Source organism: Curtobacterium sp. P97 (assembly GCF_023712445.1).
In the GTDB taxonomy this organism is placed as follows: Bacteria; Actinomycetota; Actinomycetes; order Actinomycetales; family Microbacteriaceae; genus Curtobacterium.
The window spans coordinates 1-25,563 of record NZ_JAMAYF010000008.1 but is presented as its reverse complement, the minus strand read 5'-3'; the positions used below and the strand labels follow the sequence as shown (position 1 = coordinate 25,563).

22 protein-coding genes are annotated in these 25,563 nt (G+C 72.0%); 10 read left to right on the top strand and 12 right to left on the bottom strand.

What is annotated here, in order from left to right:
- The first annotated feature begins 128 nt into the window (after nt 1-128).
- Nucleotides 129-5,531: an Ig-like domain-containing protein gene (locus M3677_RS10035; protein ID WP_251160447.1), complete on the top strand. Its 5,403-nt coding sequence runs from the start codon at nt 129-131 to the stop codon at nt 5,529-5,531.
- Nucleotides 5,532-5,683: 152 nt separating this feature from the next.
- Here the strand turns inward: M3677_RS10035 and M3677_RS10030 are convergent, their stop codons facing one another.
- On the bottom strand, nt 5,684-6,415 hold the full coding sequence (locus M3677_RS10030; protein WP_251155389.1) for an SOS response-associated peptidase: 732 nt from the start codon (nt 6,413-6,415) through the stop codon (nt 5,684-5,686).
- Nucleotides 6,416-6,463: 48 nt separating this feature from the next.
- Nucleotides 6,464-7,132: a hypothetical protein gene (locus tag M3677_RS10025; protein ID WP_251160446.1), complete on the bottom strand. Its 669-nt coding sequence runs from the start codon at nt 7,130-7,132 to the stop codon at nt 6,464-6,466.
- Between the two features lie 54 nt (nt 7,133-7,186).
- On the opposite strand from M3677_RS10025, the gene M3677_RS10020 reads away from it, so the two are divergent.
- A complete protein-coding gene (locus M3677_RS10020; RefSeq protein WP_251160445.1) occupies nt 7,187-7,570 on the top strand; it encodes a YchJ family metal-binding protein in 384 nt (127 codons plus the stop codon).
- Nucleotides 7,571-7,662: 92 nt separating this feature from the next.
- Here the strand turns inward: M3677_RS10020 and M3677_RS10015 are convergent, their stop codons facing one another.
- Nucleotides 7,663-8,529, bottom strand: a complete 867-nt coding sequence (locus M3677_RS10015) for a shikimate dehydrogenase (RefSeq protein ID WP_066652109.1) — start codon at nt 8,527-8,529, stop codon at nt 7,663-7,665.
- A 58-nt stretch (nt 8,530-8,587) separates the two neighbouring features.
- Here M3677_RS10015 and M3677_RS10010 point away from each other — a divergent pair, with 58 nt between their 5' ends.
- On the top strand, nt 8,588-9,604 hold the full coding sequence (locus M3677_RS10010; protein ID WP_066652111.1) for an iron-siderophore ABC transporter substrate-binding protein: 1,017 nt from the start codon (nt 8,588-8,590) through the stop codon (nt 9,602-9,604).
- A gap of 211 nt (nt 9,605-9,815) precedes the next feature.
- Here the strand turns inward: M3677_RS10010 and M3677_RS10005 are convergent, their stop codons facing one another.
- Nucleotides 9,816-10,223, bottom strand: a complete 408-nt coding sequence (locus tag M3677_RS10005; RefSeq protein ID WP_200884129.1) for a DUF1304 domain-containing protein — start codon at nt 10,221-10,223, stop codon at nt 9,816-9,818.
- An 88-nt stretch (nt 10,224-10,311) separates the two neighbouring features.
- On the opposite strand from M3677_RS10005, the gene M3677_RS10000 reads away from it, so the two are divergent.
- Genes M3677_RS10000 through M3677_RS09990 form a run of 3 tightly spaced genes read left to right on the top strand, consistent with a single transcriptional unit; the run spans nt 10,312 to nt 12,298 of the window.
- On the top strand, nt 10,312-10,632 hold the full coding sequence (locus tag M3677_RS10000; protein ID WP_251160444.1) for a chorismate mutase: 321 nt from the start codon (nt 10,312-10,314) through the stop codon (nt 10,630-10,632).
- A complete protein-coding gene (locus M3677_RS09995) occupies nt 10,629-11,786 on the top strand; it encodes a beta-propeller fold lactonase family protein (protein WP_251160443.1) in 1,158 nt (385 codons plus the stop codon). Before M3677_RS10000 ends, M3677_RS09995 begins: the two co-directional genes overlap by 4 nt.
- A gap of 59 nt (nt 11,787-11,845) precedes the next feature.
- Nucleotides 11,846-12,298 carry a GNAT family N-acetyltransferase gene (locus M3677_RS09990; RefSeq protein ID WP_251160442.1) on the top strand — a complete coding sequence of 151 codons (453 nt, stop codon included), beginning with the start codon at nt 11,846-11,848 and terminating at the stop codon, nt 12,296-12,298.
- Nucleotides 12,299-12,310: 12 nt separating this feature from the next.
- Here M3677_RS09990 and M3677_RS09985 read toward each other — a convergent pair whose 3' ends face one another.
- From M3677_RS09985 to purS, 4 genes are read right to left on the bottom strand one after another with little or no spacing between them, the layout of a single operon-like run.
- Nucleotides 12,311-13,231 carry a 2-hydroxyacid dehydrogenase gene (locus tag M3677_RS09985; RefSeq protein WP_251160441.1) on the bottom strand — a complete coding sequence of 307 codons (921 nt, stop codon included), beginning with the start codon at nt 13,229-13,231 and terminating at the stop codon, nt 12,311-12,313.
- A gap of 25 nt (nt 13,232-13,256) precedes the next feature.
- Nucleotides 13,257-15,638: a phosphoribosylformylglycinamidine synthase subunit PurL gene (purL, locus tag M3677_RS09980; RefSeq protein WP_235426458.1), complete on the bottom strand. Its 2,382-nt coding sequence runs from the start codon at nt 15,636-15,638 to the stop codon at nt 13,257-13,259.
- A gap of 47 nt (nt 15,639-15,685) precedes the next feature.
- Nucleotides 15,686-16,381, bottom strand: a complete 696-nt coding sequence (gene purQ / locus M3677_RS09975; protein WP_066657734.1) for a phosphoribosylformylglycinamidine synthase subunit PurQ — start codon at nt 16,379-16,381, stop codon at nt 15,686-15,688.
- 5 nt (nt 16,382-16,386) lie between these two features.
- Complete coding sequence (gene purS, locus M3677_RS09970) at nt 16,387-16,638, bottom strand: phosphoribosylformylglycinamidine synthase subunit PurS (RefSeq protein WP_066652126.1); 252 nt, start codon at nt 16,636-16,638, stop codon at nt 16,387-16,389.
- Nucleotides 16,639-16,784: 146 nt separating this feature from the next.
- Between purS and M3677_RS09965 the strand changes: the two genes are divergently transcribed.
- Both M3677_RS09965 and M3677_RS09960 read left to right on the top strand, forming a co-directional pair.
- Nucleotides 16,785-17,393: a PadR family transcriptional regulator gene (locus tag M3677_RS09965; protein WP_066652130.1), complete on the top strand. Its 609-nt coding sequence runs from the start codon at nt 16,785-16,787 to the stop codon at nt 17,391-17,393.
- A complete protein-coding gene (locus M3677_RS09960; protein WP_144411226.1) occupies nt 17,390-18,934 on the top strand; it encodes a DHA2 family efflux MFS transporter permease subunit in 1,545 nt (514 codons plus the stop codon). The genes M3677_RS09965 and M3677_RS09960 overlap by 4 nt, the downstream gene beginning before the upstream one ends.
- Nucleotides 18,935-19,196: 262 nt before the next feature.
- On the opposite strand, the gene M3677_RS09955 is transcribed toward M3677_RS09960, so the two are convergent.
- Together M3677_RS09955 and M3677_RS09950 are read right to left on the bottom strand one after the other, a co-directional pair.
- Complete coding sequence (locus M3677_RS09955; RefSeq protein ID WP_251160440.1) at nt 19,197-20,018, bottom strand: cytochrome c oxidase assembly protein; 822 nt, start codon at nt 20,016-20,018, stop codon at nt 19,197-19,199.
- Nucleotides 20,019-20,174: 156 nt separating this feature from the next.
- A complete protein-coding gene (locus M3677_RS09950; RefSeq protein ID WP_251160439.1) occupies nt 20,175-21,515 on the bottom strand; it encodes an acyltransferase in 1,341 nt (446 codons plus the stop codon).
- A 258-nt stretch (nt 21,516-21,773) separates the two neighbouring features.
- Here M3677_RS09950 and M3677_RS09945 point away from each other — a divergent pair, with 258 nt between their 5' ends.
- A complete protein-coding gene (locus tag M3677_RS09945) occupies nt 21,774-22,217 on the top strand; it encodes a Fur family transcriptional regulator (RefSeq protein ID WP_066652134.1) in 444 nt (147 codons plus the stop codon).
- 116 nt (nt 22,218-22,333) lie between these two features.
- Nucleotides 22,334-23,857 (top strand): catalase, encoded by a 1,524-nt coding sequence (locus M3677_RS09940; protein WP_066652137.1) that lies wholly within the window; start codon nt 22,334-22,336, stop codon nt 23,855-23,857.
- A 258-nt stretch (nt 23,858-24,115) separates the two neighbouring features.
- On the opposite strand, the gene M3677_RS09935 is transcribed toward M3677_RS09940, so the two are convergent.
- A complete protein-coding gene (locus tag M3677_RS09935) occupies nt 24,116-24,682 on the bottom strand; it encodes a GNAT family N-acetyltransferase (RefSeq protein ID WP_251160438.1) in 567 nt (188 codons plus the stop codon).
- Nucleotides 24,683-24,816: 134 nt separating this feature from the next.
- A partial coding sequence (locus M3677_RS09930; protein ID WP_251160437.1) for a VOC family protein occupies nt 24,817-25,563 on the bottom strand: 747 nt, incomplete at its 5' end.

Below are 25,563 nucleotides of genomic sequence, written 5' to 3'. Positions count from 1 at the left end.
GACCGTCACGACAGCTCGGCGTCGGCATCGTCTCGACCCGAAAGTGACTCATGCTGCCTGTGCACCAGGGCACCCGTGTGCCCGCACGCGCTCACGCGCGCCCACGACCCGGTATCCGTACCGTCGCCATGCTCGGCGTCGCCCTGCTCGGCGCCGTCGGTCTCACCCAGGCCGTGGTGGCCGACCCGGCTGCGGCTGCGTCCGGACTCCGTTGCGACCAGAACACCGTGTACGCGATCAACGGTGCGGGTGACCTCGCGTCCATCGACGTGACGAGCCACGCTTCCGAGGTCAAGGCGAGCATGAGCCCGGGCAACAACGCCCTCGGACTCGCGAAGAACGGTGTCGCCGCCTACGCGTCGTTCAACGGGACGACGCCCGCGGGCAGCGCGAACACCATCACGACGTACGACGCGGTCAACGAGCAGCGGCTCCCCGACGTCAAGAACGCCGACCCCTCCGGCGCGCGTGCGTTGCTGCGCGGTGCGGTCAACCCGGTGACGGGCCTGTACTACTACGCGGGCAACGGGGCGAGCGCCTACCTCGGCGCGTACGACCCGAACACGAAGACCCGCATCGGCCAGGTCGGCTCCCTCGGGAACCTGCAGACGGGCATGAACGGCGACATGGCCTTCAGCACCCGCGGCCTGCTCTTCGTGGTGACCGGCAACCAGGTCCGTCGCGTCGACGTCGAGACCGTGCCGACCTCCGCCGGTCGACAGGTGCTGTCGACCTCGTTGGTCGCGACGCTGCCGAGCAACCAGGCCGATGCCGGGGGCAGCCCGGGCATCGCGTTCTCGTCCGACGGCTACCTCTACGCGTCCATCGGCACCACGATGTACAAGATCAACCCGAGCTCCGGCAAGCAGGTCGACAGCTTCACCATCGGTGGGGACTTCCAGCCGTCGGACCTCGCGACCTGCAACTACGCGAACACGCTCGCCGCGCAGTCGAGCGTCGACGAGCGGTGGAACGCCGGCGACCAGTTCGGTCTCCGCGTCGACGGCGATCAGATCTCCGCGGGCAACACCGCTGACACGACGAGCACGAGTGCCGGCGCGCAGACGCCGAAGGCCGGTGCCGTACTGACGCTGCCGGACACGACCTACACGGCGACGCAGTCCGCCAAGGGGACGACGGACCTCGCGAACTACGACACGACCTGGCAGGCGGTCGAGCTGAACAGCGGTCGGACCGTTGCATCGGGAAGCGGCAACAACGCGTCCTTCGTGTTCCCGCACGCGACGACCGCGGACGGCAGCGACATCGTCGTCACCTTCGCCAACACCGTGAAGGCCACACACGTCGCGACCACCGCCGACACCGCGACCACGACCACCGGTACCGCGGTGATGAAGAGCGCCGCCGACGGTGTGCTCGCGAACGACAGCGGTACCGGCCTGAGCGTCGTCTCGAACACGCAGCCCGCACACGGTTCCGCGACGGTCCGTGCCGACGGGTCCTACACGTACACGCCGGCCGCGGGCTTCTCCGGCACCGACTCCTTCACCTACACGGCGAAGGACTCCTCCGGGCAGACCGCGACGAGCACCGTCACCGTGACGGTCCAGCCGACCGGCGCCGACGACGCCTTCTCGGTGCACGCCGGCGGGACCGCGACGGCGGACGCGACCACGGGCCTCCTGGCCAACGACGGCGGCAGCGACCTGACCATCACGAGCCACACCGACCCGACGCACGGCACCCTCGAGCTCAGGGAGGACGGGTCCTACCGGTACACCCCGGCCCCTGGCTTCTCGGGCACCGACTCCTTCACCTACACCGCGACCGACGGCAACGGCACCACCACGACGGCGACCGTCACCGTGACGGTGCTGCCCGCGGCCGGCGCCGACGCGATCACCGTGACCGCCGGCGGACCGACCACCGTCGGTGCCCCGGGCCTGCTCGGCAACGACCAGGGCACCGGCCTGACCGTCGCCGGCTCGACCCAGCCCGCACACGGCACGGTCACCGTCGGGAAGGACGGCTCGTACACGTACACCCCGGCCGACGGCTACTCCGGTGACGACACGTTCGACTACACGGTCACCGACGGCAACGGGAAGTCCGACACCGTCACCGTGACCGTCCTCGTGCGCCCCGCAGCGGTCGACGACACGATCACGCTGCCCGCAGGCGGCACCGCCACGGCGACGACCCGCGCCGACGGCGTCCTCGGCAACGACCGCGGCACCGGCCTGACGATCCGCTCGAACACCGAGCCGACGCACGGTTCGCTGACGCTGGCACCGGACGGCACCTACACCTACGTGCCCGCGACCGGGTTCTCCGGCACCGACACGTTCACCTACCAGGCCACCGACAGCGCCGGCACGGTCGTCAGCGGCACCGTCACCGTGGTGGTCGTGCCCGTCGCGGCCGACGACCGCGCGGCGACGACGGCGAACGATCCCGTCGCGATCGACGTGGCGAGGAACGACACCGGTACCGACCTCACGCCGAGGATCGCCACGGCTCCGGCCCACGGCACCGCGGTCGTGAACGGGGACGGTGCCGTCGAGTACACCCCGGCCCGCGACTGGTCCGGTACCGACACCCTCTCCTACACGGTGACCGACGGCTCCGGCCGGACGTCGCAGCCGGCGACCGTGACGATCGCGGTCTCGCCGACCGCCCGCCCGGACACCACCTCGACGACGGCCGGCACCCCGGTCACCGTCGCGGCGACGGCCATGACGAGCAACGACTCCGGTGCCGGGCTCACCGTCACCGGCGTGGGCAAGGCCGCGAACGGCACGGTCGTGCTCGGCGCGGACGGCAACGCCGTGTTCACCCCGGCCGACGGCTTCTCGGGTACCGGCTCGTTCTGGTACGACGTCCGTGACGCCTCGGGCGGCACCGACTCCACCTGGGTCGTCGTCGTGGTCGGACCGCAGGCCACCGCGGACTCCGCGACCGTCCCGGCGTCCACCACGCTGACCGTCCCCGTGGCGGAGGGCGTCCTGGCGAACGACCACGGCACCGGCCTGACCGCGACGATCGACGAGCAGCCGCTGCACGGCACGGTCGACCTCGCCGCCGACGGCTCGTACACCTACACGCCGACCGCGGACTGGTCGGGCTCGGACCGCTTCACCTACACGGCGAAGGACGCGTCCGATACCGACGAGAAGAGCACCGGGCTCGTGACGATCACCGTCACGCCCCGCACCGAGGACGACCGGATCCGCACCGCGGCCGACCAGCCCGTCACCGTGACCTCGGGTGACCTGACCGGCAACGACCACGGCTCCGGCCTCACCGTCACGTCGGTCGGGCAGCCCAGCGCCGGCACCGTCGTGCTGAACGCCGACGGCACCGTCACGTACACCCCGGCTCCGGGGACCTCGGGCACGGCGACCTTCCCGTACGGGGTCACCGGCGCGAACGACGAGCAGGCCGCGGGCACCGTCACGGTGACCATCACGCCCGTGGTCGCCGCGACCGACGCCGACGCCACCGCCGACGGCACCCTCGTGGTGCCCGCGGACAAGGGCGTGCTCGAGGGCGCGACCGGCACCGGCCTGACCGTCACCGACAACACGGACCCGGGCCACGGCACCGTCGAGGTCGGGAAGGACGGCTCGTACACGTACACGCCCGAGCCGGGGTACTCCGGCAAGGACACCTTCGACGTGACGATCACCGACGGCTCCGGGAACACCACGACCGGCACCGTCACGATCACCGTCGCACCGAAGGCCGTCGACGACACCGCGACGACCACGACGGGGACCCCGATCGACGTCGCCGTGACCGAGAACGACAAGGGCACCGCGCTCCGGGTGACCGGCGTCGGCACGGCTGCGAACGGCACCGTCCGGATCTCCGACACGACCGGCACCGGCGGCACGGTCGCCCGCGACACCGGCGTGACCTACACGCCCGCCGACGGGTTCTCGGGCACCGACGCCGTCACCTACGCGGTGACCGACGGCGCCGGCTCGACCGCGACCGCCACGGTGCGCGTCACCGTCGCACCCACCGCGACCGACGACGTGCTGCAGACCACCTCCGGCACTCCGCTCGCGCTCGGCGGGACCGTGCTGACCGGGAACGACCACGGCACCGGTCTCACGGTCACGGACCACAACGCTCCGCGCCACGGCACGGTGACCACCGCGGCGGACGGCTCGCTCGTCTACACGCCGACGACGGGCTGGTCCGGCACGGACACGTTCACGTACACGGTGACCGACGCCTCCGGGCAGACCGCGACCGCCACGGTCACGGTCCTGGTCGGCAACGTCGCGACGGCCGACCACGGCACCACCACCACGAACGGCACCCTGCGGGTGTCCGCGGCCTCGGGCGTCCTGACCGACGACTCCGGCGCGGGCCTCTGGGCGAAGATCGACCGGCAGCCGGAGCACGGCACGGTCGAGCTCCACAAGGACGGCTCGTACGTGTACACGCCGGCTGCCGGCTTCTCGGGCACCGACACCTTCACGTACACCGCGGTGGACGCCGAGGGCTCGACGTCGACCGGCCTCGTGACGATCACCGTCACCCCGGTCGCGACCGACGACCGCACCAGCACCGCCGCCGGCACCCCGGTGACCGCGGTCGACCCGGGCGTGCTCGGCAACGACCACGGCTCGGCCCTGCGGGTCGTGTCCGCGGGGACGGCGCGGCACGGAACGGTCCGCATCGCCGGCGCAGGGACCTTCGTCTACACGCCGGACCAGGGCTTCTCGGGTGTGGACTCGGTCACGTACCGCGACCACGACCTGGAGGGCCAGGCCGCGGACGCCACCGTCTGGATCACCGTCGGGATCGACGCCGTCGACGACAGTGCGCGGACCGTCGCGGGCACCCCGGTCGCCCGTGACGCCCGGCACGGCCTGCTCGGCAACGACCGGGGGACCGGCCTGACCGCCGCCCTCGACCGGAAGCCCGCGCACGGCACCGTCTCGGTGCAGCGCGACGGCTCGTACCTGTACGAGGCCGCGGACGGCTTCACCGGCACGGACCGGTTCACCTACACGGTGACCGACGCCTCCGGGCAGACGACGACGGCCACCGCGGTCATGACGGTCGTCGCGGCCGCCACCGCCACGGACGACTCGGCTGTCGGTGCCGTGGGCCACCCGGTCACCATCCGCCCGATCGACAACGACCACGCCAGCGGCGGAGCGCACTTCGTGGCGACCACGCTGCACCTGGTCGACCCGGCCACCGGCGCACCGACCGACCGGGTCGTCGTGCAGGGCATGGGCACCTGGCAGGTCGACCGCGGGCAGGTCGTGTTCACCCCCGAGCACGGCTGGGCAGCGCGCACCTCGATCGACTACACGGTGCTCGACAGTGCCGCGCAGCTGGTCCGCGCGACCATCGAGGTGTCCTACCCCACCGGGATCGCGGCGGTCGCGCACATCGCGAAGCTCGCCTTCACCGGCACCACGGGACTCGTCGGACTCGGCCTGGCCGCGGTCGCGATGGTCCTGGCCGGGGCGTTCCTGGTGGTCCGCCGCCGAGGTGACGGGACCGCCGTCGTGACGGGGACGCGCCGCCGCAGCGGGTCCTGACGACCGCACCCCACCACCGGACAGGAGGCCCGGATCACGACAGCCGACAGGCGCACGTGATCCGGGCCTCCCGTCCGTCGTCCGTGGTCACGACCCGACGTCGGGTCGCCGTGCCCTCGGGGGTCAGCGGACGGGCCCGTGGTGCGCAGCGCTCACCCGATGGGTGCGATGAGCTGCGGGCCGTCGTTCCGCACGCTGTTCACCGCGCGGGAGACCTCGTACTGCTCGAGCCCGGCCGCGACCGCGAGCGACTCGTGGTCGAGCAGTGCGAGCAGGTCGTCGGAGCCGAGGTCGCCGTCCAGCCAGTCGTCGTAGCCGTCCGGGGTGAGGAACGCCGGCATCCGGTCGTGGACCTCGCCGGGCGCGACGTGTGCGTCGCGGGTGATGATCGCGAGCGACAGCCGCCACTTGTCCGGGTCGTCCTCGGGCTTCGTCGGGTCCGGCCAGGCGCTCACGATGCCCGCCATCGCCAGAGCGCCGTCGGGCTCGTGCACGAAGTGGGGCTCCTTGCCGTCCTCGCGCACGACCCACTCGTAGTACCCGAGCGCGGGGACGATGCACCGGTTCGTCGCGAAGGCCCGCTTGAACATGCCGCTCGTCGCGACCGTCTCGATGCGGGCGTTGATCGGCTTCGGCCGCTGCTTCCGGAAGTCCTTCGCCCAGCTCGGCACGAAGCCCCAGCTGATCTGCGGGAGCTCGCGCTGCCCGTGGCGCTGCCGGACGGCGTACACGGGGTCGGTCGGCGCGACGTTCCAGCTCGGGGCGAGGCCGGCGTGCACCTCGCCGGTGTCCTCGTCGACGTGCTCGGTGCGCGCCGCGAGCTCACCCACGAGCTCGGGCAGCAGATCGGCCGTGGTGTCGGAGACGACGAACCTTCCACACATGCGCCCAGTGTGCCCGCCGGGGCCGACAGTGGTGCGGGCGCGCAGCCGTCACTCGCCGGGCAGGCGGACCTTCGACCCGTGCGGGTGCCGGCGCCGGAGCGGACGGTGCCCCGGCATGGGTGGTGTCGTCTCGAGCGCCGCGAGGCGGGCACGTTCGGCGAGCCCGAGCCGCGCCACCATGTCCGGGAGCGTGAAGAGGTACACGAAGGGCCACAGGATCACGAAGACCTCGACCTGTCCGGAGACGAGCGCCGTGATCCCGCCGGAGGCCGCCCCCACCAGGAGCGGCCCGAGCCGCGAGAGCCGTCGCACCAGTCCACGCTGCAACAGCGGCACGTCGATCAGGACGGCCTCGCGGTCCTCGGGCGCGACCGGCCGCGCTCGCCGGCCGATGTAGGGCTGCACCGACCACCGCACGGACAGCTGCCAGTCGGGTCGCACCTGTCGCCCGTTGATCCGGAGCTCGGGACCGATCTCGCGAGCCGTCGGGAAGCACGAGAACGCCACCGCGAGGACTCCGAGCGTCGCGAAGGTGATCGCGGCGACCGGGCGGAGGACACCGGGGCCCACCCAGGCCCACGTCCACTCCGTCGCGACGAACACGACGAGGGCGACCGCGGCGACGGCTCCCGCCGACCACAGGGCGCGACGGGCCCGCGCCGGGTCGACGACCTCCCAGAGGCGCCCGCGCAACACCTGCCATCCGAGCCGGTACACGGAACCCTTCTACGCCGCGAGGCTGCGAGGACCGGCCGCTGCTAGCGTGCCCGGGTGGACGACGAACAGCGCTGCCCCTGCCTGAGCGGCAACCCCTACGGCGAGTGCTGCGGGCCCCTGCACGCCGGTGCCGCCGCCCCGACCGCCGAGCGGCTCATGCGCTCCCGGTTCACCGCGTTCGCGCTCGGGCTGCCGGAGTACCTGTTGCTCACCTGGCACCCGCGGACCCGGCCGGACGAGCTGACGCTCGACCCGACGCAGCGCTGGACGCGCCTGGACATCGTGTCGGCCCGGTCAGGAGGCCCGTTCGACTCCGCCGGGCAGGTCGCCTTCCGCGCGTGGTGGCGCACCGACGACGACCGCGGGACGCTCGAGGAGACGAGCGAGTTCGTGCGGGAGCAGGGGCGGTGGTTCTACGTCGACGGGGTCATCGCCTGAACCGTGGTTCACCCTGGACGGGGTCATCGCCTGAACCGCGGTTCACCGTCGACGGCGTGGTCGCCTGAACCGTGGTGCCTGAGCGCTGATCGTCAGGCGGTGATGGTCGCCGGCAGCCCGACCGCGAGCCGCATCGCCCGTCGGACCGCGGCCTCGTCCGGCAGCAGCTCGGTGTCGTCGCCGGACACGAAGAACCGGATCTGCCCGATCGCCTGCTCCGTCAGCATGTCCAGCCCGTTGAGCACCCGGCCCCCGGCAGCGGCCCAGCGTCCGGCCGCGGCGGTCGGCCAGGGCTCGTAGGCGACGTCGAACAGCACCGCGTCCGGCCCGGAGGGCAGCAGCTCGAGCGGATCGGCCGCGCCGCCGGGCAGCGTCGACACGAGGAACCCGTGCCGCGTCCCCGGCAGCGAGTCGATCGGCAGCACCTCGAGCGTCACCCCGAGGCGCACCGCCAGGTCCACGAGGGAGCCGGCCTTCGCGGTGTCGCGGAGGAAGAGCCGCACGTCGACGGCACCGAGCCGCACCGCAGCCGCGAGGGCGCTCGCCGCAGTGGCCCCACCGCCGACGATCGTGGCCTCGCCCGGCAGGTGCCCGAGTGCCTCCACCGGTCGGACGATGCCCTCGACGTCGGTGTTCGCGCCGGCCAGGACGACGCGGTCGCCCTCCTGCCGGAACGCCACCGTGTTCGCGACCCCGAGCTCGTCGACGAGCGGGGTGGTTCGGTCGAGCATCGGCAGGACGTCCCGCTTGAGCGGCATGGTCAGGCTGAGCCCGCGCCAGTCGGGACCCAGCCCCGCGACGAACGCGTCGAGCCCACCGGAGGCGACCTCGTGCCTCCCGTACGTGAACGGCAGCCCGAGCACGTCGTAGGCCGCCGCGTGCAGCGTGGGGGAGAGCGAGTGCGCGATGGGGGAGCCCAGCACGGCCAGCCGGGTCCGGTCGGGGTCGGTGAACTCCACGTCCGGAGCCTAGCCGCTCAGCGCCCTCGACTGGGGTGCTTAGGGTAGCCTTACCTGTGTGATCCGAACCTCCCCCTCAGCGCGCCGCGTCCGCCGCGTGCTCGCGGCCGCCGGCGCCGTCGTCGCCGCGTCCCTCGTCCTCGCCGGGTGCACCTCCGGCTCCTCGTCGCCCGCCGCGTCCGACGGCGCCTCGGGCTCGGGCGGCGCGTTCCCCGTCTCGATCCAGACCGCACTCGGCACGACCGAGATCCCCTCGCAGCCGAAGCGCGTCGTCGCCCTCGGCTGGGGTGACGCGGAGACGGCGCTCGAACTCGGCGTGCAGCCCGTCGGCGCCAGCGACTGGCTCGCCTTCGGTGGCGACGGCGTCGGGCCGTGGCTCAAGGACGCGTACACGAAGAAGCCGACGATCATCCAGACGCTCGAGCCCAGCTACGAGCAGATCCTCAAGCTCAAGCCGGACCTGATCCTCGACACGAAGAGCTCGGGCGACAAGGACCGCTACGCGAAGCTCTCCGCGATCGCGCCGACCGTCGCGGTGCCGAAGGGCGGCGCGAACTACCTCACCACCACCGAGCAGCAGGTCGACCTCGTGTCGCGTGCACTCGGCAAGGAGTCCGAGGGCAAGAAGCTGCTGACCGACCTCGACGACGCGTACGCGGCGGCGCGGAAGGCGCACCCCGAGTTCGACGGCAAGACCGCCGTCGTCGGTTCGTACACGGCGGACGGCTTCGGCGCGTACGCCTCGAAGGACAGCCGCTCCACCTTCATGCAGCAGCTCGGCTTCACCATCCCGAAGGCCGTCGACCAGCAGGCCGGCGACGCGTTCTCGGTGAGCCTGTCCGAGGAGAACCTCGACCTGCTCGACGCAGACCTGACCGTCGTCCTGCCGATCTACGTCGACGCGTCGAAGGCCGAGTCCGACCCGCTGTTCCAGAAGGTGCCGTCGGTCGAGGCCGGGCACTCCATCGTCGTCGACGACGCGGACGTGTCGAACGCGTTCTCGCTCGGCACCACCGCCGCCATCGAGTGGGCGCTGGACCGGCTGCCGGACGAGTTCGCGAAGAAGGTCGGCTGACCGACAGCCACAGGGGGAGTACGGGAGACGCCGGGTCGCGAGTCGCGACCCGGCGTCTCCCGTTGCGTGCGTCCCTCGTTGCGTTGCGTGCGTGCGTGCGGGGGCGTGGCGACCGGCGGTGACGGATGGTGCGCGGTCGCCGGACGGGAGGCACGGTGCGGGCCGGCACCGCGCCTCCCGTCCGACGTCTGGTGCCGTTCCGCGCGTTCCGCTACGCGGCGGTGAAGGTGGAGCCGATGAAGGCGAAGAGCAGGGCGATGAGCGGCAGCGAGCCCTGCACGAACGCCGAGTTCAGGTACCGGCGACCCGTGCCGGCCAGGACGACCGCGGCGCCGAGCATGCTCGCGCTCGAGAACACCACGAGGGTCCACCCCGTCGCACCGCTGCCGGTGACGACCAGCACGACGCCGAGGATCGCGCCGATCGCGAGGAACAGGTTGTAGAAGCCCTGGTTGAACGCGAGGGAGCGGGTGGCCTGCGCCTCGGACTCCGAGGCGATGCCGAACACGCGGCGGACGCGAGGACTCGTCCATGCGACGGACTCGAGGAAGAAGATGTACACGTGCACGAGGCCCGCGAGGACCGCACACACGCCCGAGATCACGAGCAGGACCGACATGGCCTCCATTCTCGCAGCCCCGGAGCAGTGCTCGTGTCCGCCAGTCACACCAGCCCGCTCGGCGGAGGGCCGCCGGTAGGCTCGGGCCATGAGTGCCGACGAGTCCACCTCCGTCCACGACGATGCGGTCGCCGAGCTGGCGAGCATCCGGCAGAGCATCGACAACATCGACGCCGCCGTGATCCACATGCTCGCCGAGCGCTTCAAGTACACCCAGCGGGTCGGTTACCTGAAGGCCGAGGCGGGCATGCCGGCCGCCGACCCGGGGCGTGAGCAGGTGCAGGTCGCGCGGCTCCGACAGCTGGCCGCCGAGTCGCACCTCGACCCCGCCTTCGCGGAGAAGTTCCTGAACTTCATCGTCGCCGAGGTCATCCACCACCACGAGCGCATCGCCGGCGGCGAGCGGTGAGCGGGGCTGCTGCAGGGTTCCCGGCCGACGACTTCCCGCGGGATCTCGCCGACCTGCACCTGCTCGTCGGGTCGTACACGGCGACGGGCGGTGGGAACGCGACCGGCATCTCGGTCGTGCACGGGACCACCGCCTCCACCGTCGCCGTGATGGACGACCCCTCGTTCCTCGCGCTCTCCGGCGACCGGGTCTACGCCGTGTCCGAGACCGCGGACGGTCGCGTCTCGGCCTTCCGGTACGCCGGTGGTGCGCTCGAGCACCGCTGGGATGCCGACGCCGGTGGTGACGCACCCTGCCACGTGCGGGTCGACCCCTCCGGTGCGCTCGTCGTCACGAACTACGTCTCCGGCACCGTGACCGCGGTGTCGCTCGAGGCCGCTGAGTCGCACGCCGCCTCGGTGACCGCGAGCGACGGCGTCGTCGGGACCCACGGCAGCGCGGACCGGGTCGTCGTCCCCGAGTCCGCGCTCGTCACCGGCGTGCTGCCCGACGTCGAGGGGCCCGTCGAGGACCGGCAGGAGGGGCCGCACGCCCACCAGTCGATCGCGACGCCCGACGGCACGGTGCTCGTCGCGGACCTCGGCGGCGATGCACTCCACGAGTTCCGGGTGACGGCTGACCCCGCGATCGACCTCGTGCGCGTGCACCACCTCGGGCCCGGGGTCGGGCCGCGGCACATGGCGTGGCTCGGGGCCGGGGCCGGGGCCGGGGCCGGGTCGGACGCGGACGCGGACGCGGACCTCGTCGTCGCGGGTGAGCTCGACGGACGTGTGTACCGCCTGCGCCGCGACGACTCCGGGACGCTGCGGCCGATCGCCTCGGCGCCGGCGTTCGAGGGCGAGGTGGGGGAGTCGCTCCTCAGCCACGTCGAGGTCGACCAGGCCGGACGGGTCGTCGTCGCGGTCCGAGGCCGGGACCTGATCGTGGTGCTCGACACCGCGGACGACGGGCTGACCGTCGTCGGGTCGGCGTCGTGCGGTGGCGTCTGGCCGCGGCACTTCGCGCAGGTGCCCGGGTACCTGCTGGTGGCCAACCAGATGTCCGACGCGATCGCCGTGCTGCCCGTCGGGGCGGACGGGGTGCCGGGCGAGACCGTGGCGCAGATCGCCGTCGGGTCGCCCGCGTGCATCGTGCCGGTGCCGGCGCGGTCGTGACCGAGGTCGGGGCTGGGGCCGGCGCTGGTGCCGGGGCCGGGGATGGCGCTGGGGCGCCCGTGCCCGTGCCCGTGGCCGGGGCCGGTGCGTCGGGCGTGCTCGCCGACGGGTACCGCCTGGTGGTCGGGCCGCCGCCGCTGGACGACTACCTGCGCCTGCGACGGGACTCCGGTCTGTCACCGAAGGACGCTGCGCAGGGTGCCGGGGCTATCGCGGGGAGCTGGTCGGCCGTGCACGTCGTCGACACCGACGGGGTCCCCGTCGCCATGGGCCGCACGATCGGGGACGGCGGGTGGTACTTCCACATCGCCGACATCGCCACCGATCCGGACCACCAGCGCCGGGGGCTCGGGAGGGTCGTCGTCGAGTGGCTCGTGGCGGACATCCGGTCCCGCGCGCCGGAAGGCGCCTACATCACGCTCGTCGGGGACCCGCCCGGTCAGCGGCTCTACCGTTCGCTCGGGTTCGAGGACGTCGCGCCGAGCCTCGGGATGGCGCTGCCGCTGCGCTGAGGGAGCCGGGCGTCAGCCGTGGACGACGTTGGCGAAGGGCCGGCCCGCTGCCAGCGCGGACACCTGGCGTCGCACGAGCTCGAGGGTCCGCGGCACGCTGAGGTCCGTGTTCCCACCGACGTGGGGCGTCAGCACCGTGTTCGGCGTCGTCCAGAGCGGGTGCCCGGCCGGGAGCGGCTCCGGGTCGGTCACGTCGAGCGCTGCCGACAGTCGTCCGCGCTGGAGCTCCGCCACCAGGGCATCGGTGTCGACGACCCGTCCGCGGGCGACGTTCACCACGAGGGCGCCGTCGGGCAGCGCAGCGAGCAGGGCTTGGTCGACGAGGTGTTCGGTCTCGTCGGTCAGCGGGGTGATGAGCACGAGGACGTCCGTCCGGGCCGCGAGCTCCGGGAGCTCCCCGAACGCGTGCACGTGCCGACCGTCCTGCTCCCGTGCAGTGCGCGCCACGACGGTGACGTCGCACCGCATCGCCTCGAACCGCGTGGCGATCGCAGCGCCGATCGCCCCGTGGCCGACCACCGTGACCCGACGATCGGCGAGCGAGCGGGTGGTGCGGACGTCCCACACCCCTGCGGCGCGGTCGGCCTGGAACGCGTGGATCTCGCGGAGCGAGGTCAGTGCCAGACCGACCGCGAGCTCGGCCGTCTCGTCGTCGTGGATGCCGCGGCCGTTCGCGACCTGCGCGTGTGCCGGGGCGTGCGGCAGCGCGTGCTCGTACCCGGCACTCGGCAGCTGCAGGAGTCGCAGGTTCGGCAGGTCGTGCACGAACCGCCACCGGTGACGACCCGCGAAGTAGAACGGCAGCAGCGTGAGCGCGACATCCTCGGGGCGGTCGTACGGGCCTTCGACGTCCCACACGTCGAGCTCGACGCCGTCCGGCACGGGGCCGAACCGGTCGACGAGCTCGACGAAGGGCAGGGTGACGATCGGCATGCGGTCGCGGTGCTCCTGGTCGCCGTCAGCTGTCGGTGCGCGGCGAGAACGAACCGTGGTCGTCGAGCGGCCCGCGCCCGACGTAGCCCTCGGTGACGTCCTCGACGATCACGTCGCCGAAGCGCGCCGGCAGCGTCGCGCCGTGCGTGCCCCGCAGCTCGTCGATCGACGCCTCGAACGCGCCCTGCACCTCGAGCGTGCCTGACGAGGCGTCCGTCACACCGATGCGCAGCACCGGGAAGCCGCGACCCTCGCACAGCCCGCGGAACCGCACGTCGTCCTCGCGGCGAACGGTCACGATGACGCGACCCGTCGACTCCGAGAACAGCGCGGTCGCCGTGTCGACGCCGTCGCGCTCCTCGAGCTCGTCGAGCACCACGCGTGCGCCGATCCCGAAGCGCAGGACCGACTCGGCGAGGGACTGGCCGAGGCCGCCGTCCGCCAGGTCGTGGGCGCTCGTGAGCAGCTGCTCGCCGGATGCCGCGTGCAGCAGCTCCGCCAGGGCCTTCTCGCGGTCGAGGTCCACCGCCGGCGGGCGACCACCGAGGTGCCCGTGGACGGTGCCGGCCCACGCCGAGCCGTCGAGCTCGAGGCTCGTCGTGCCGAGCAGGTACACGTTGTGGCCGTCGTCCTGCCAGCCCGAGGGCACGCGCAGGGCGACGTCGTCGATGATGCCGAGCACACCGACGACGGGCGTCGGGTGGATCGGGGTCGTGCCGGTCTGGTTGTAGAACGACACGTTGCCACCGGTGACCGGGATGCCGAGCTCCATGCAGCCGTCAGCCAGGCCCTCGACGGCCTCGGAGAACTGCCACATGACCTCGGGGTTCTCCGGCGAGCCGAAGTTCAGGCAGTCGGTGACCGCGGCGGGGACGGCGCCGGTGACGGCGACGTTCCGGTACGCCTCGGCCAGCGCCAGGCGCGCGCCCTGCTTCGGGTCGAGCTGGCAGTAACGGCCGTTGGCGTCGGTCGCGACGGTGACGCCGAGCCCCGTCTCCTCGTCGACGCGGATCATGCCGCCGTCGTCGGGGAAGGACAGCGCGGTGTTGCCGAGCACGTAGGTGTCGTACTGGTTCGTCACCCAGTTCTTCGACGCGAGGTTCGGCGAGCCGAGCAGCTGCAGGAACTGCGCCTTGAGGGCCGGACCGTCGGTCGGACGCTCGAGCGAGGCGGCGGTGTCGGCCTGCAGCGCATCGATCCACGACGGGTAGGCGACCGGGCGGTCGTACACCGGACCGTCGACGGCGACGGTGCGCGGGTCGACGTTCACGATCTCCTGGCCCTGCCAGTCGATGACGAGACGGCCGGTGCCGGTGACCTCGCCCAGGACGCTCGTCTCGACCTCCCACTTGCCGACGACCGCGAGGAACGCGTCGAGCTTGTCCGGGCGGACGACCGCCATCATGCGCTCCTGGCTCTCGGACATGAGGATCTCCTCGGCCGTGAGCGTGGGGTCGCGCAGCAGGACGTCGTCGAGCGAGATGTGCATGCCACCGTCGCCGTTCGAGGCGAGCTCGCTCGTCGCGCAGGAGATGCCAGCGGCACCGAGGTCCTGGATGCCCTCGACCAGTTCCTCGCGGAACAGCTCGAGGCAGCACTCGATGAGGACCTTCTCGGCGAAGGGGTCGCCGACCTGCACCGCCGGGCGCTTGGTCGGGCCGCCCTCGGTGAAGGTGTCGGACGCCAGGATCGACGCGCCGCCGATGCCGTCGCCACCCGTGCGGGCACCGAAGAGCACGACCTTGTTGCCGGCACCGGAGGCGTTCGCCAGGTGCAGGTCCTCGTGCCGCAGGACACCGACCGCGAGCGCGTTGACGAGCGGGTTGCCCTGGTACACCGGGTCGAAGTAGGTCTCGCCGCCGATGTTCGGCAGGCCGAGGCAGTTTCCGTAGAACGAGATGCCGCCGACGACGCCGTGCACGACGCGCGCCGTGTCCTCGTGGTCGATCGCACCGAAGCGCAGCTGGTCCATCACGGCGACCGGGCGTGCGCCCATCGAGATGATGTCGCGGACGATGCCGCCGACGCCGGTCGCGGCGCCCTGGTAGGGCTCGACGTACGACGGGTGGTTGTGCGACTCGACCTTGAAGGTCACCGCCCAACCGTTGCCCACGTCGACGACACCGGCGTTCTCGCCCATGCCGACCATCAGGTTCTTCGTCATCTCCGGCGTGACCTTCTTGCCGAACTGACGGAGGTAGTTCTTCGACGACTTGTACGAGCAGTGCTCGGACCACATCACCGAGTACATGGCGAGCTCGCCCGAGGTGGGGCGGCGGCCGAGGATCTCGCGGATCTTCGCGTACTCGTCGGCCTTGAGCCCGAGTGCCTCGTACGGCTGCTCCTTGTCGGGGGTGGCGGCGGCGTCCTGGACGGTGTCGGGCTTCGGGCGAACGTGGGTCGTCACGGTGTTGTCGTTCCCTGTCACTGGAGTCGTGTTCGTCGGAGTCGTCGTCACTTGACGAGCGTCGACTCGATCACGGAGGTGAAGAAGGTGAGGCCGTCCGTGCCGGAGGCCATCGCCGCGGGGGTGTCCGGGCCGAACCCGGGCTCCGTCGCGTGCTCGGGGTGCGGCATGAGCCCGACGACGTTGCCGCGCTCGTTCGAGACGCCCGCGATGTCGTCGATCGACCCGTTCGGGTTCACCCCGACGTAGCGGAACACGACCTGGCCGTTGTCCTCGATGCGCTTGATCTCGTCGGCGTCGGCGACGAACCGGCCGTCGGCGTTCTTCAACGGGATCGTGATCTCCTGCCCGGCGCTGAACCCGGAGGTCCAGGCGGTGCCGGCGGTCTCGACGCGGAGCTTCTGGTCGCGGCGGATGAACTGCTGGTGCGCGTTGCGGGTGTGGGCGCCGGGCACGAGCCGGGCCTCGGCGAGCATCTGGAACCCGTTGCAGATGCCGAGCACGGGCATGCCCTTGCCTGCGGCGTCGATGACCTCGGCCATGATCGGGGCCTTCGCCGCGATGGCGCCGGCACGCAGGTAGTCGCCGTACGAGAACCCACCGGGGAGCACGATCGCGTCGACCCCCTGCAGGTCGTGGTCGCCGTGCCAGAGCGCGACGGGGTCGGCTCCTGCGAGGCGGACCGCGCGCTGGGCGTCGCGGTCGTCGAGCGAGCCCGGGAACGTGATGACGCCGATGCGCATCCGCGTCACGCGTCCTGCACGGTGACGGAGACGACGTCCTCGATCACGGCGTTCGAGAAGACGTCGGCCGCGATGTCGCGGACCTCGGCCAGCTTCGCGTCGTCGACCGGGCCGTCGACGGCGATCTCGAAGCGCTTGCCGATGCGGACGTCGGTCAGGTCGGCCTTGCCGAGACGGGCGAGGGCGTTGCCCACCGCCTTGCCCTGGGGGTCGAGGATCTCTGCCTTGGGCATGACCTCGACGACGATGGTTGGCACGTGTTCACTCCAGCGCTTGGGTGGGTTGGGTGGGACGGCATCAGTCTACGGGCCGCGCGCGCCGCGCCGGGCCGCTTGTGGAGAAGTCGTCCAAGGCGTATGTTCCAAGTCGAATAATCGCTCGCGAACACGGTCTGGAGGCACGGATGGCGTCGCTCACGCCCCTCGCGTTCGCCGCGCTCGGCCTGCTCGCCGAGGCGCCCATGCACCCGTACGAGATGTTCCAGACGATGCTCCACCGGCACGAGGACCAGAACGTCAAGGTCCGGCCGAGCACGCTGTACCACCAGATCGGACGCCTCGTGGACCTCGGGTACGCCGAGGCACTCGGGACCGCGCGCGAGGGCAACCGGCCCGAGCGCACCACCTACGCCATCACCGACCACGGCCGCGCGGAGCTCGACGCCGGACTCCGGCGCATGATCGCGGAGCCCGCCGACGAGTACCCCGAGTTCCAGCTCGCGGTGTCCCACGTCGACAACCTGACCGCCACCGACGCGGTGACCGCGATGCGCGCACGCGCTGCCGCACTCCGCGCGGAACGTGCCGGGTACGACGAAGCCGCCACGGGCCTCCAGGCCAAGCAGCTCGCCGAGCGCTACTGGCTCGACGTGTCGTACGTGCGTGGCATGCTCACCGCGCAGATCGAGTGGCTCACCGCCACCGCCGACCGGATCGCGAGCGGCGACATCCCCTGGGACGGCCCCGCCGTCCCCGACCCAGCACCACAGAAGGACCAGGACACCACTCGATGACCTCCACCACGTCCGCCGACCTGCAGCACGGGAAGAAGCCGTGGCCCGCGCTCTGGGCACTCGTCGTCGGCTTCTTCATGATCCTCGTCGACTCGACCATCGTGTCGGTCGCGACGCCCACGATCGCGCAGGCGCTCGACGCCGACATCAACGCGGTCATCTGGGTGACGAGCGCCTACCTGCTCGCGTACGCGGTGCCGCTGCTCATCACCGGGCGCCTCGGCGACCGGTTCGGCCCGAAGGTGCTGTACCAGGCGGGTCTCGTGGTGTTCACCCTCGCGAGCCTGTGGTGCGGCCTCGCCGGGTCGATCGAGGTGCTCATCCTCGCCCGCGTCGTGCAGGGCCTCGGCGCCGCGATGATGACCCCGCAGACGATGGCGGTCATCACGCGCATCTTCCCGCCGCAGAACCGCGGTGCGGCCATGGGCCTGTGGGGCGCCGTCGCCGGCGTCGCCTCGCTCGTCGGCCCGATCGTCGGCGGGCTGCTCGTCGACGGCCTCGGCTGGGAGTGGATCTTCTTCGTGAACGTCCCCGTCGGCGTCGTCGCCTTCGTGCTCGCGCAGCGCTTCGTCCCCCGCTTCGAGCGGCACGGACACCGCTTCGACTACCTGGGCATCGTGCTCAGCGCCGCCGGCATGTTCCTGCTCGTCTTCGGCATCCAGGAGGGCGAGACCTACGACTGGGGCACCATCACGGGCCCGATCTCGGTCTGGTCGCTGATCATCACCGGCATCGTCGTGCTCGCCGCCTTCGTGGTGTGGCAGGGCGTGCAGAAGGGCGAGCCGCTGCTGCCGCTCGGCCTGTTCAAGGACCGCAACTTCACGCTCGCCAACATCGCCATCACGGCCGTCGGCGTCGCGATCTCGTCGTTCGCGCTGCCGATCATGCTCTGGGCGCAGGACGTCCTGCGCTTCTCGCCGACCCAGGCCGCGCTGCTGCTCGTGCCGCAGGCCGTCCTGTCCGCCGCGCTCGCACCGCTCGTCGGCAAGAACCTCAACAAGTGGAACCCGCGGTGGGTCGGCTCGTTCGGCCTCGCGTGCTTCTCCGGCGGGCTGTTCTGGTTCGGCGCCCTGCTGTGGTCGGGTGCCGGCTGGGGCTGGACGCTGCTGCCGAGCGCGCTCCTCGGGCTCGCGAACGCCTGCATGTGGGGTCCGCTCTCGGTCTCGGCGACGCGCAACCTGCCGCCGGCGCTCGCCGGTGCGGGGTCGGGCGTCTACAACACCACGCGGCAGATCGGTGCGGTGCTCGGTTCGGCCGGCATCGCGGCGCTGATCGAGGCGCGCATCACGGCGAACTTCCCGTCCGGGTCGGGCACGGGCTCGGGCGGTGCGGAGCAGCAGGTCGGCGCGCTGCCGGAGTTCCTGCAGCAGCCGTTCGCCACGGCGATGGGGCAGTCGCTCGTGCTGCCGGCCGTGGTGCTCGTGGCGGCCATCGTCGCGGCGCTGTTCCTGGCGAAGCCGAAGCAGACGACGGCGTGGAAGCAGACCGGCGCGGTCGAGACGCAGCCCGGCGCGGCGGAGCCCGAGGCCGCGGCGCGCTGACGCTGCGGGGCGGTCGTCGTCACACGGACCCCGGTCCCGCTCGTGCGGGGCAGTCGTCCGGGGTGCCGGTCGTGCGGGGCAGTCGTCCGGGTCGTGCCGGTGTAGAACGACAAGACCGCTGTCGTACGACAGCGGTCTTGTCGTTCTTGCCGTCCAGAGCGGAAGAGCGTGGATCGGCGGGGACTGGTGCGACAGGATCTTCGTCGTACGACAGCGCATCTGTCGTACGACGGCGCCGCACGACCCCCCCCTCGGGCCCCGCTCACCCCCGCCGCTGCAGGTGCGCCCGGGTCAGCTCCGCCATCTCCTCGTCGGACAGGGCGTCCACGGAGCGGGCCTCGCGGCGGTCCGTCCGCTGCCACCGCACGAACAGCATCACGAGCACCGGGACGTCGGCGACCTCGGCGATGAACCAGAGCAGGTCACCCGCCAGGTGCTGGTCGCGCAGGGGGGACGGGAACCACGGCTGCCCCACGGCCTGCACGAGCGACCCGTCGAGCACGTGGTTCGACACGCGCAGCACGATGCCGGGGACCGCGTCGAGCAGCAGCTCCACGAAGGCGAGCAGGAACTCGACCGTCACGAACGTCGAACTCCGGAGGACCCCCGGCTCGGACAGCGGCCCGAGCACCGTGAAGCCGAGCACCGGCACGGACACGGTGACGAGCGCGGCCCACACGCTCGACTCGCGCACGACCGCCGACAGCGGGGTGAGCAGCACCGCGAAGAGCACCAGCCCGACCACGGGGGCGACGATCGCGTTGCCGAGCACCCGGATCGGCCGGGAGTGCACCACGCGGTCGGCGACGGCGGACCAGTGCGCGGGTCCGCCCAGGCGCAGCAGGGACACGGGAGCGGCCAGGGCGGCGAAGGTCGGCACCGCGAAGAACAACAGGGCGAGCCGGAGCGTGAACGCCCACCGGAGCGTCTGGTCGTACCGCCCGACGATGCCGAACTGCAGCACGGCGAAGAGCAGCAGTGCGACCAGGAACGACGCGGTGCGCCAGGCGGACCACCGGGCCCCACGGCGTCGAGCGCCGACGAGCCACCAGCCGTAGGTCACCGCGGCGACCGCCAGCAGCACCGCAGCCAGGGGATCGACGTGCCAGGTGCTCCAGAACTCGGCGGGTTCGGGCGTGGGGTGCCTCCTGGTGTCGGGCCGGACGAGCCGGCTCCGTCATCCTCCGCCCGTCCGACCCCGCCGCAGCCGGGCCGATGCGCAGCGGCGGTGAGGATCGGCTCAGGTGCCCACTGGTCCCACGGCTGCCGAGGTTGTCCGGGCGGGCCGGGTCCGGCCGAGCAACCACACCCCGACCGGCACGGCGACCGCGCCGACGACCGCGACGCCGAAGGACAGGTGCCACTGCATCACGACGAACGCCGGACCGATCGTGCACAGCGCTGCGACGGTCACCACGGGCCACCCCGCCCGGTCGGTCCCCGCCTGCAGTCGGGGGAGCGGGCGGTCCCACCGGCGCAGCGCCCTGGCCACACCGATCGCCGCGGCCAGCACGACGACGAGTGCGATCGGCCGCGTCGCCCACCACGGCACGGAGCCCGGGTCGGGGAACGGGACAGCGAGCAACAGCGCGACGCCGTTCAGGGCGATGTACAGCGGCAGGTGCCAGAGGTAGATCGCCATGCCGTCACGACCGAGCAGGAACACGGTCGCCTGCGCCGCCCGGGTCTGCATCAGTCGGGTGAGCGGTCGGTGCACGAGCTGCACGAGGCAGACCTGCGACACCGCGAGCACCGCCAGCGGCAGCATCGGCGGGTTGAGGTCCTGCAGCATGTCCGGCGCCCAGAGCCCGACGCTCGTCAGCGGGACGAGGAGGGCGTACCCGGCCAGCGCGACCGCCGCGAGCAGCAGCCTCGAGCGGCGGGCGAACCAGCCGTCTGCCCAGAGGAACCCGAGCTGCTGCGCGAAGAGCCACACCGGGCCGAGGTTCAGGAGTCCGACCTCGGCGGTGCCGGTCGCGAAGCGGAGGGTGTCGACGGCCGTCGCGAGGACCAGCAGGACACCGAGCGTGCGGAACGGCGCCCGTTCGTGCAGGCGTGCCATCACCGGCACGCAGCACTGCGTGATGCCGTACGCGGCGAGGAACCAGAGCGGCGAGCCGATGCCGAACGCGACCTCGGCGAGCAGCTCCGCGGGGGTGCCGAGGGCCGTCGCGATCCCCAGGCCGAGTGCCAGCACCACGAACAGCGGCACCGCCGGGCGGTAGAGCCGCACGAGTCGCGTCGCCACGAAGTCCCGCGCGCCGCCGCCCCGAGCGAGCGTGCTGCGCCACCCGACCGCGCTCGCGAACCCGCCGACGGCGAAGAACAGCGGCATCACCTGGCCCGCCCACGTCGCGGGGACGTACCAGGCCGCCTCCTGCAGCGGGCTCGTGACACCGATGCCGTCGGCCGACACCGCCACGCCGACCATCGTGACGTGCACGACGACGACGAGGACGACGCACGCCGTCCTGATGAGGTCGACGACCAGGTCCCGCTGCGCGATGATCCCCCGGACGTCCTGAGCGCTGCTGGCCGGCACGGAGTCGATCCGCGACGAAGGCCCCTGCTTCGTGGACATGCCGCGACGCTAGCGCCCGACCGGCTGGATCAGCATCGTCCCAGCGGATCGCGGCCGGATCGTGACACATCGCATGCCAGCAGCGGCATACATCGTCCTGAGAGTCGCGCGCGGAGTCGCCGTGGGGGCTCGCACCGCCGCTTCGGACGGGCACGGCCGGATGGCGCGCCGACACGCGCAGCACGCCGCCCCCTGGGCTCCGAGCCCACGACCGTGTACGGTGGAGCTTGTCTTGACCGATGCAAGAGAAAGAAGTTGATGGACGCCGACGCCGACCTGCTCCGGGCTGCCGGCCTGCGGGTGACGACGCCCCGGCTGGCCGTCCTGCGTGCCTCGGGATCGATGCCGCACGCGACCGCGGACGACATCCTCACCGCGGTCTCGGTCGAGCTGCCGACGACGAGCCACCAGGCCGTCTACGGGGTGCTGGGCGCCCTGACCGGCGCAGGACTCGTCCGGCGCATCGAGCCCGCGGGCAGTCCGGCGCGGTACGAGCGGCGCACCGGGGACAACCACCACCACATCGTCTGCACGATGTGCGGCGCGGTCGAGGACGTCGACTGCGCCGTCGGCCACGCCCCCTGCCTCACGCCGTCGGAAACGCACGGCTTCGCCGTCACGACGGCCGAGGTCACGTACTGGGGCATCTGCGAACGCTGCGCAGCGGCGGAGCGCGACGACGCCCAGGTCGTCACGGCCTGACTCCGGCGGGACGTCCGGAGTCGGACGAGACCGCCCGGCGCGACACCGACGTGACGCGCCCCACGAGCAACCCGAACCATCCTGACCGAACCAACCGTTCCACCTGAGGAGGAACCGTGTCCGACCAGAACACGACCGGCCCCGCCGGCACCCCCACCACGACGACCAACTCCGGCGCCCCCGTCTCGAGCGACCAGCACTCCATGGGTGTCGGCGCCGACGGCCCCCTCGCCCTGCACGACCACTACCTGGTCGAGAAGCTCGCCCAGTTCAACCGCGAGCGCGTCCCGGAGCGTGTCGTCCACGCGAAGGGCGGCGGTGCGTTCGGTACCTTCACCGTCACGCACGACGTGTCGCAGTACACCCGTGCCGCGTTCCTGCAGCCGGGCAAGCAGACCGAGATGCTCGCCCGCTTCTCGAGCGTCGCCGGTGAGCAGGGCTCCCCGGACACCTGGCGCGACCCCCGCGGCTTCGCGCTGAAGTTCTACACCGAAGAGGGCAACTACGACCTCGTCGGCAACAACACCCCGGTGTTCTTCATCCGCGACGGCATCAAGTTCCCCGACTTCATCCGCTCGCAGAAGCGCCTGCCGGGCAGCCACCTCCGCAACCACGACATGCAGTGGGACTTCTGGACCCTCTCCCCGGAGTCGGCCCACCAGGTCACGTGGCTCATGGGTGACCGCGGCCTGCCGTCGTCGTGGCGCCACATGGACGGCTTCAGCTCGCACACCTACCAGTGGATCAACGCCGAGGGCGAGCGCTTCTGGGTGAAGTACCACTTCGAGACGCAGCAGGGCCACAAGACCCTGACGCAGGAGGACGCCGACCGCATCGCCGGTGAGGACGCCGACTTCCACATCCGCGACCTCTACGAGGCGATCGAGCGCCAGGACTTCCCGAAGTGGGTCCTCAAGGTGCAGGTCATGCCGTACGCGGACGCCGAGGGCTACCGCTTCAACCCGTTCGACCTGACGAAGGTGTGGCCGCACGCGGACTACCCGCTCATCGAGGTCGGCACGATGGAGCTGAACCGCAACCCGGAGAACTACTTCGCGCAGATCGAGCAGGCCGCGTTCGCGCCGTCGAACTTCGTCCCCGGCATCGCGGCGAGCCCCGACAAGATGCTCCTCGCGCGCATCTTCAGCTACGCGGACGCCCAGCGCTACCGCGTCGGCACGAACCACGCGCAGCTGCCGGTGAACGCCCCGAAGAACGAGGTCCACTCGTACTCGAAGGACGGCGCCATGCGCTTCGACTTCCAGAAGGCGGAGGTGCCGGTGTACGCGCCGAACACCCAGGGTGGAGCGCACGCCGACCCGACCGCGACGGACGACGTCCCGGGCTGGGAGTCCGACGGCGCGCTGCAGCGCTCCGCGGCGACCCTGCACGCGGAGGACGACGACTTCGGCCAGGCCGGCACGCTCTACCGTGAGGTCCTCGACGACGCCGCGCGTGAGCGCCTGGTCGGCAACATCGCCGGCCACGTCTCGAAGGTGACGCGCGACGACCTGCGCGAGCGCGTGTTCGCCTACTGGACCAGCGTCGACGGCGACCTGGGGGCGCGCGTGCGCGCCGCGGTCGCGCCGAGCGCGCCCGGTTCGAACGAGGACCCGGAGAAGGTCGCGGTCGAGGCGTAGTCGCCACCACCTGACGGACGGGAGGCCCGGTACCAGCTGGTACCGGGCCTCCCGTCCGTCGTGTTGTCGCTCCTGAACCTGCTGGCCGTTGCGCATGACCTCGCCCTGCTGGTGGCGGGGCCCGGTCCTCGTTCCTAGACCTGCTGTCCGTTGAGCATGATCTCGCCCGGCTGGTGGCGGGGCCCGGTCCTCGTTCCTGGACCTGCTGGCCGTTGAGCATGACCTCGCCCGGCTGGTGGCGGGGCCCGGTCCTCGTTCCTAGACCTGCTGTCCGTTGAGCATGATCTCGCCCGTCGGCCAGTCCTCCAGCTGCGCCTCGACCGGCAGGACCATCCAGCCGCCCTGCTCGGTCTCGTTCACACCGACCCCGTCGGCCGTGAAGGCCGAGAACGTGCCGACGGCGCCGTCGACCTCGTGCCAGCCCATGTGCGCGTAGAAGGGGATGCGGTCCTCGCCGGCGCCGAGGAAGCCGTAGGGCACGCGGAGTCCCTCGAGGACGGCGCGGGTGCGGACGAGGAGTTCGCGGCCGACCCCGGTGCCCTGCAGCCTCGGCGAGACGGCGACGATGCCGGTGTCGCCGACCAGGACGTCCTGCCCACCGACCGTGACGAACATCCGACGGATCCCGACGTGCGCGAGCACCGTGCCGTCCTCGCCCCAGCCGACCACGCGGCGCTCGGGCTGCATGCCGGCGTAGTCGCGGCCGCCCACGTACCAGTGCGACCAGCTCGGGAACGCCTGCCCGAGCATCGCTGCGATCGCCTCGTGGTCGGGGAGCGACAGTGCGCTCTCCTCGACCACCTCCCACCGGATGTCTTCGCTCACGGGTCCATCCTGCCGGGTCCGCCTGCGCGTCGGTGCGGCCCGAGGCTCGGCCAGGCGGACATGTTCGCGTGTGCTCGACCACGAACGCGTCCGCGGAGCCGAGCCTCGGCGCAGACCGCCCGCGCGCGAGCCGCTCAGCCGCGACCGGGCGCGGTCACCTCGATGCGGTTCGCCCACGGGTCCTCGAACGCCACGGTCCGACCGTCGTCCGCGCTCTGCACCCCGGTGTCGTGCATGCGGGACACGAGTGCGCCGAGGTCGTCCGCACCCGGCACCTCGATCCGCACGAGCCCGAGCCCGAGTGCCTGCTGCCGGCGCCCGGCCCCGCGGGAGTTCCACGTGTTCATCGCCATGTGGTGGTGGTACCCGCCCGCGCTGACGAACAGCGCCTGGTCGCCCATCGCCGCGGTCGTCGCGAAGCCGAGCCGGTCGACGTAGAACGCCTTCGCGGTGGCGACGTCGCCCACGGACAGGTGCACGTGGCCGACCCGGCCGGGGCGCGTGCTGGCCGTCTCGAGTGCCGAGGAGGTCAGGTGTTCCTGCACGAAGGCGTTCGGGTCGACCCAGATGGTCGCCATGTCGACCATCCCGTGCGTCCACGACCACTCGGTGCGGTCGCGGTCCCAGTACAGCTCGACGCCGTTGCCCTCGGGGTCCTGGAAGTAGAACGCGTTGCTGACCAGGTGGTCGGCGCTGCCCGTGAAGGTCTGCGGGTACTTCGTCGCGACGGAGTACAGCGCTGCCGCCAGGTCGGCCTGCGTGTCGAACAGGATCGCGGTGTGGAAGAGCCCGGCCTCGTGCGGAGCGGCGTGCCGCATCGCGGGGGCGTGCTCGAGGACGACGATCGGCGTCGACCCACGACCGAGCACGGCGGTCCCGCC

Excerpts from the sequence above, each read along its gene's own strand:
- M3677_RS10035 (WP_251160447.1), top strand. The coding sequence starts at position 129 with ATGCTCGGCGTCGCCCTGCTCGGCGCCGTCGGTCTCACCCAGGCCGTG.
- M3677_RS10030 (WP_251155389.1), bottom strand. The coding sequence starts at position 6,415 with ATGTGTGGAAGGTTCGTCGTCTCCGACACCACGGCCGATCTGCTGCCC.
- M3677_RS10005 (WP_200884129.1), bottom strand. The coding sequence starts at position 10,223 with ATGTCGGTCCTGCTCGTGATCTCGGGCGTGTGTGCGGTCCTCGCGGGC.
- M3677_RS10000 (WP_251160444.1), top strand. The coding sequence starts at position 10,312 with ATGAGTGCCGACGAGTCCACCTCCGTCCACGACGATGCGGTCGCCGAG.
- M3677_RS09985 (WP_251160441.1), bottom strand. The coding sequence starts at position 13,231 with ATGCCGATCGTCACCCTGCCCTTCGTCGAGCTCGTCGACCGGTTCGGC.
- purQ (WP_066657734.1), bottom strand. The coding sequence starts at position 16,381 with ATGCGCATCGGCGTCATCACGTTCCCGGGCTCGCTCGACGACCGCGAC.
- M3677_RS09965 (WP_066652130.1), top strand. The coding sequence starts at position 16,785 with ATGGCGTCGCTCACGCCCCTCGCGTTCGCCGCGCTCGGCCTGCTCGCC.
- M3677_RS09960 (WP_144411226.1), top strand. The coding sequence starts at position 17,390 with ATGACCTCCACCACGTCCGCCGACCTGCAGCACGGGAAGAAGCCGTGG.
- M3677_RS09950 (WP_251160439.1), bottom strand. The coding sequence starts at position 21,515 with ATGTCCACGAAGCAGGGGCCTTCGTCGCGGATCGACTCCGTGCCGGCC.
- M3677_RS09945 (WP_066652134.1), top strand. The coding sequence starts at position 21,774 with ATGGACGCCGACGCCGACCTGCTCCGGGCTGCCGGCCTGCGGGTGACG.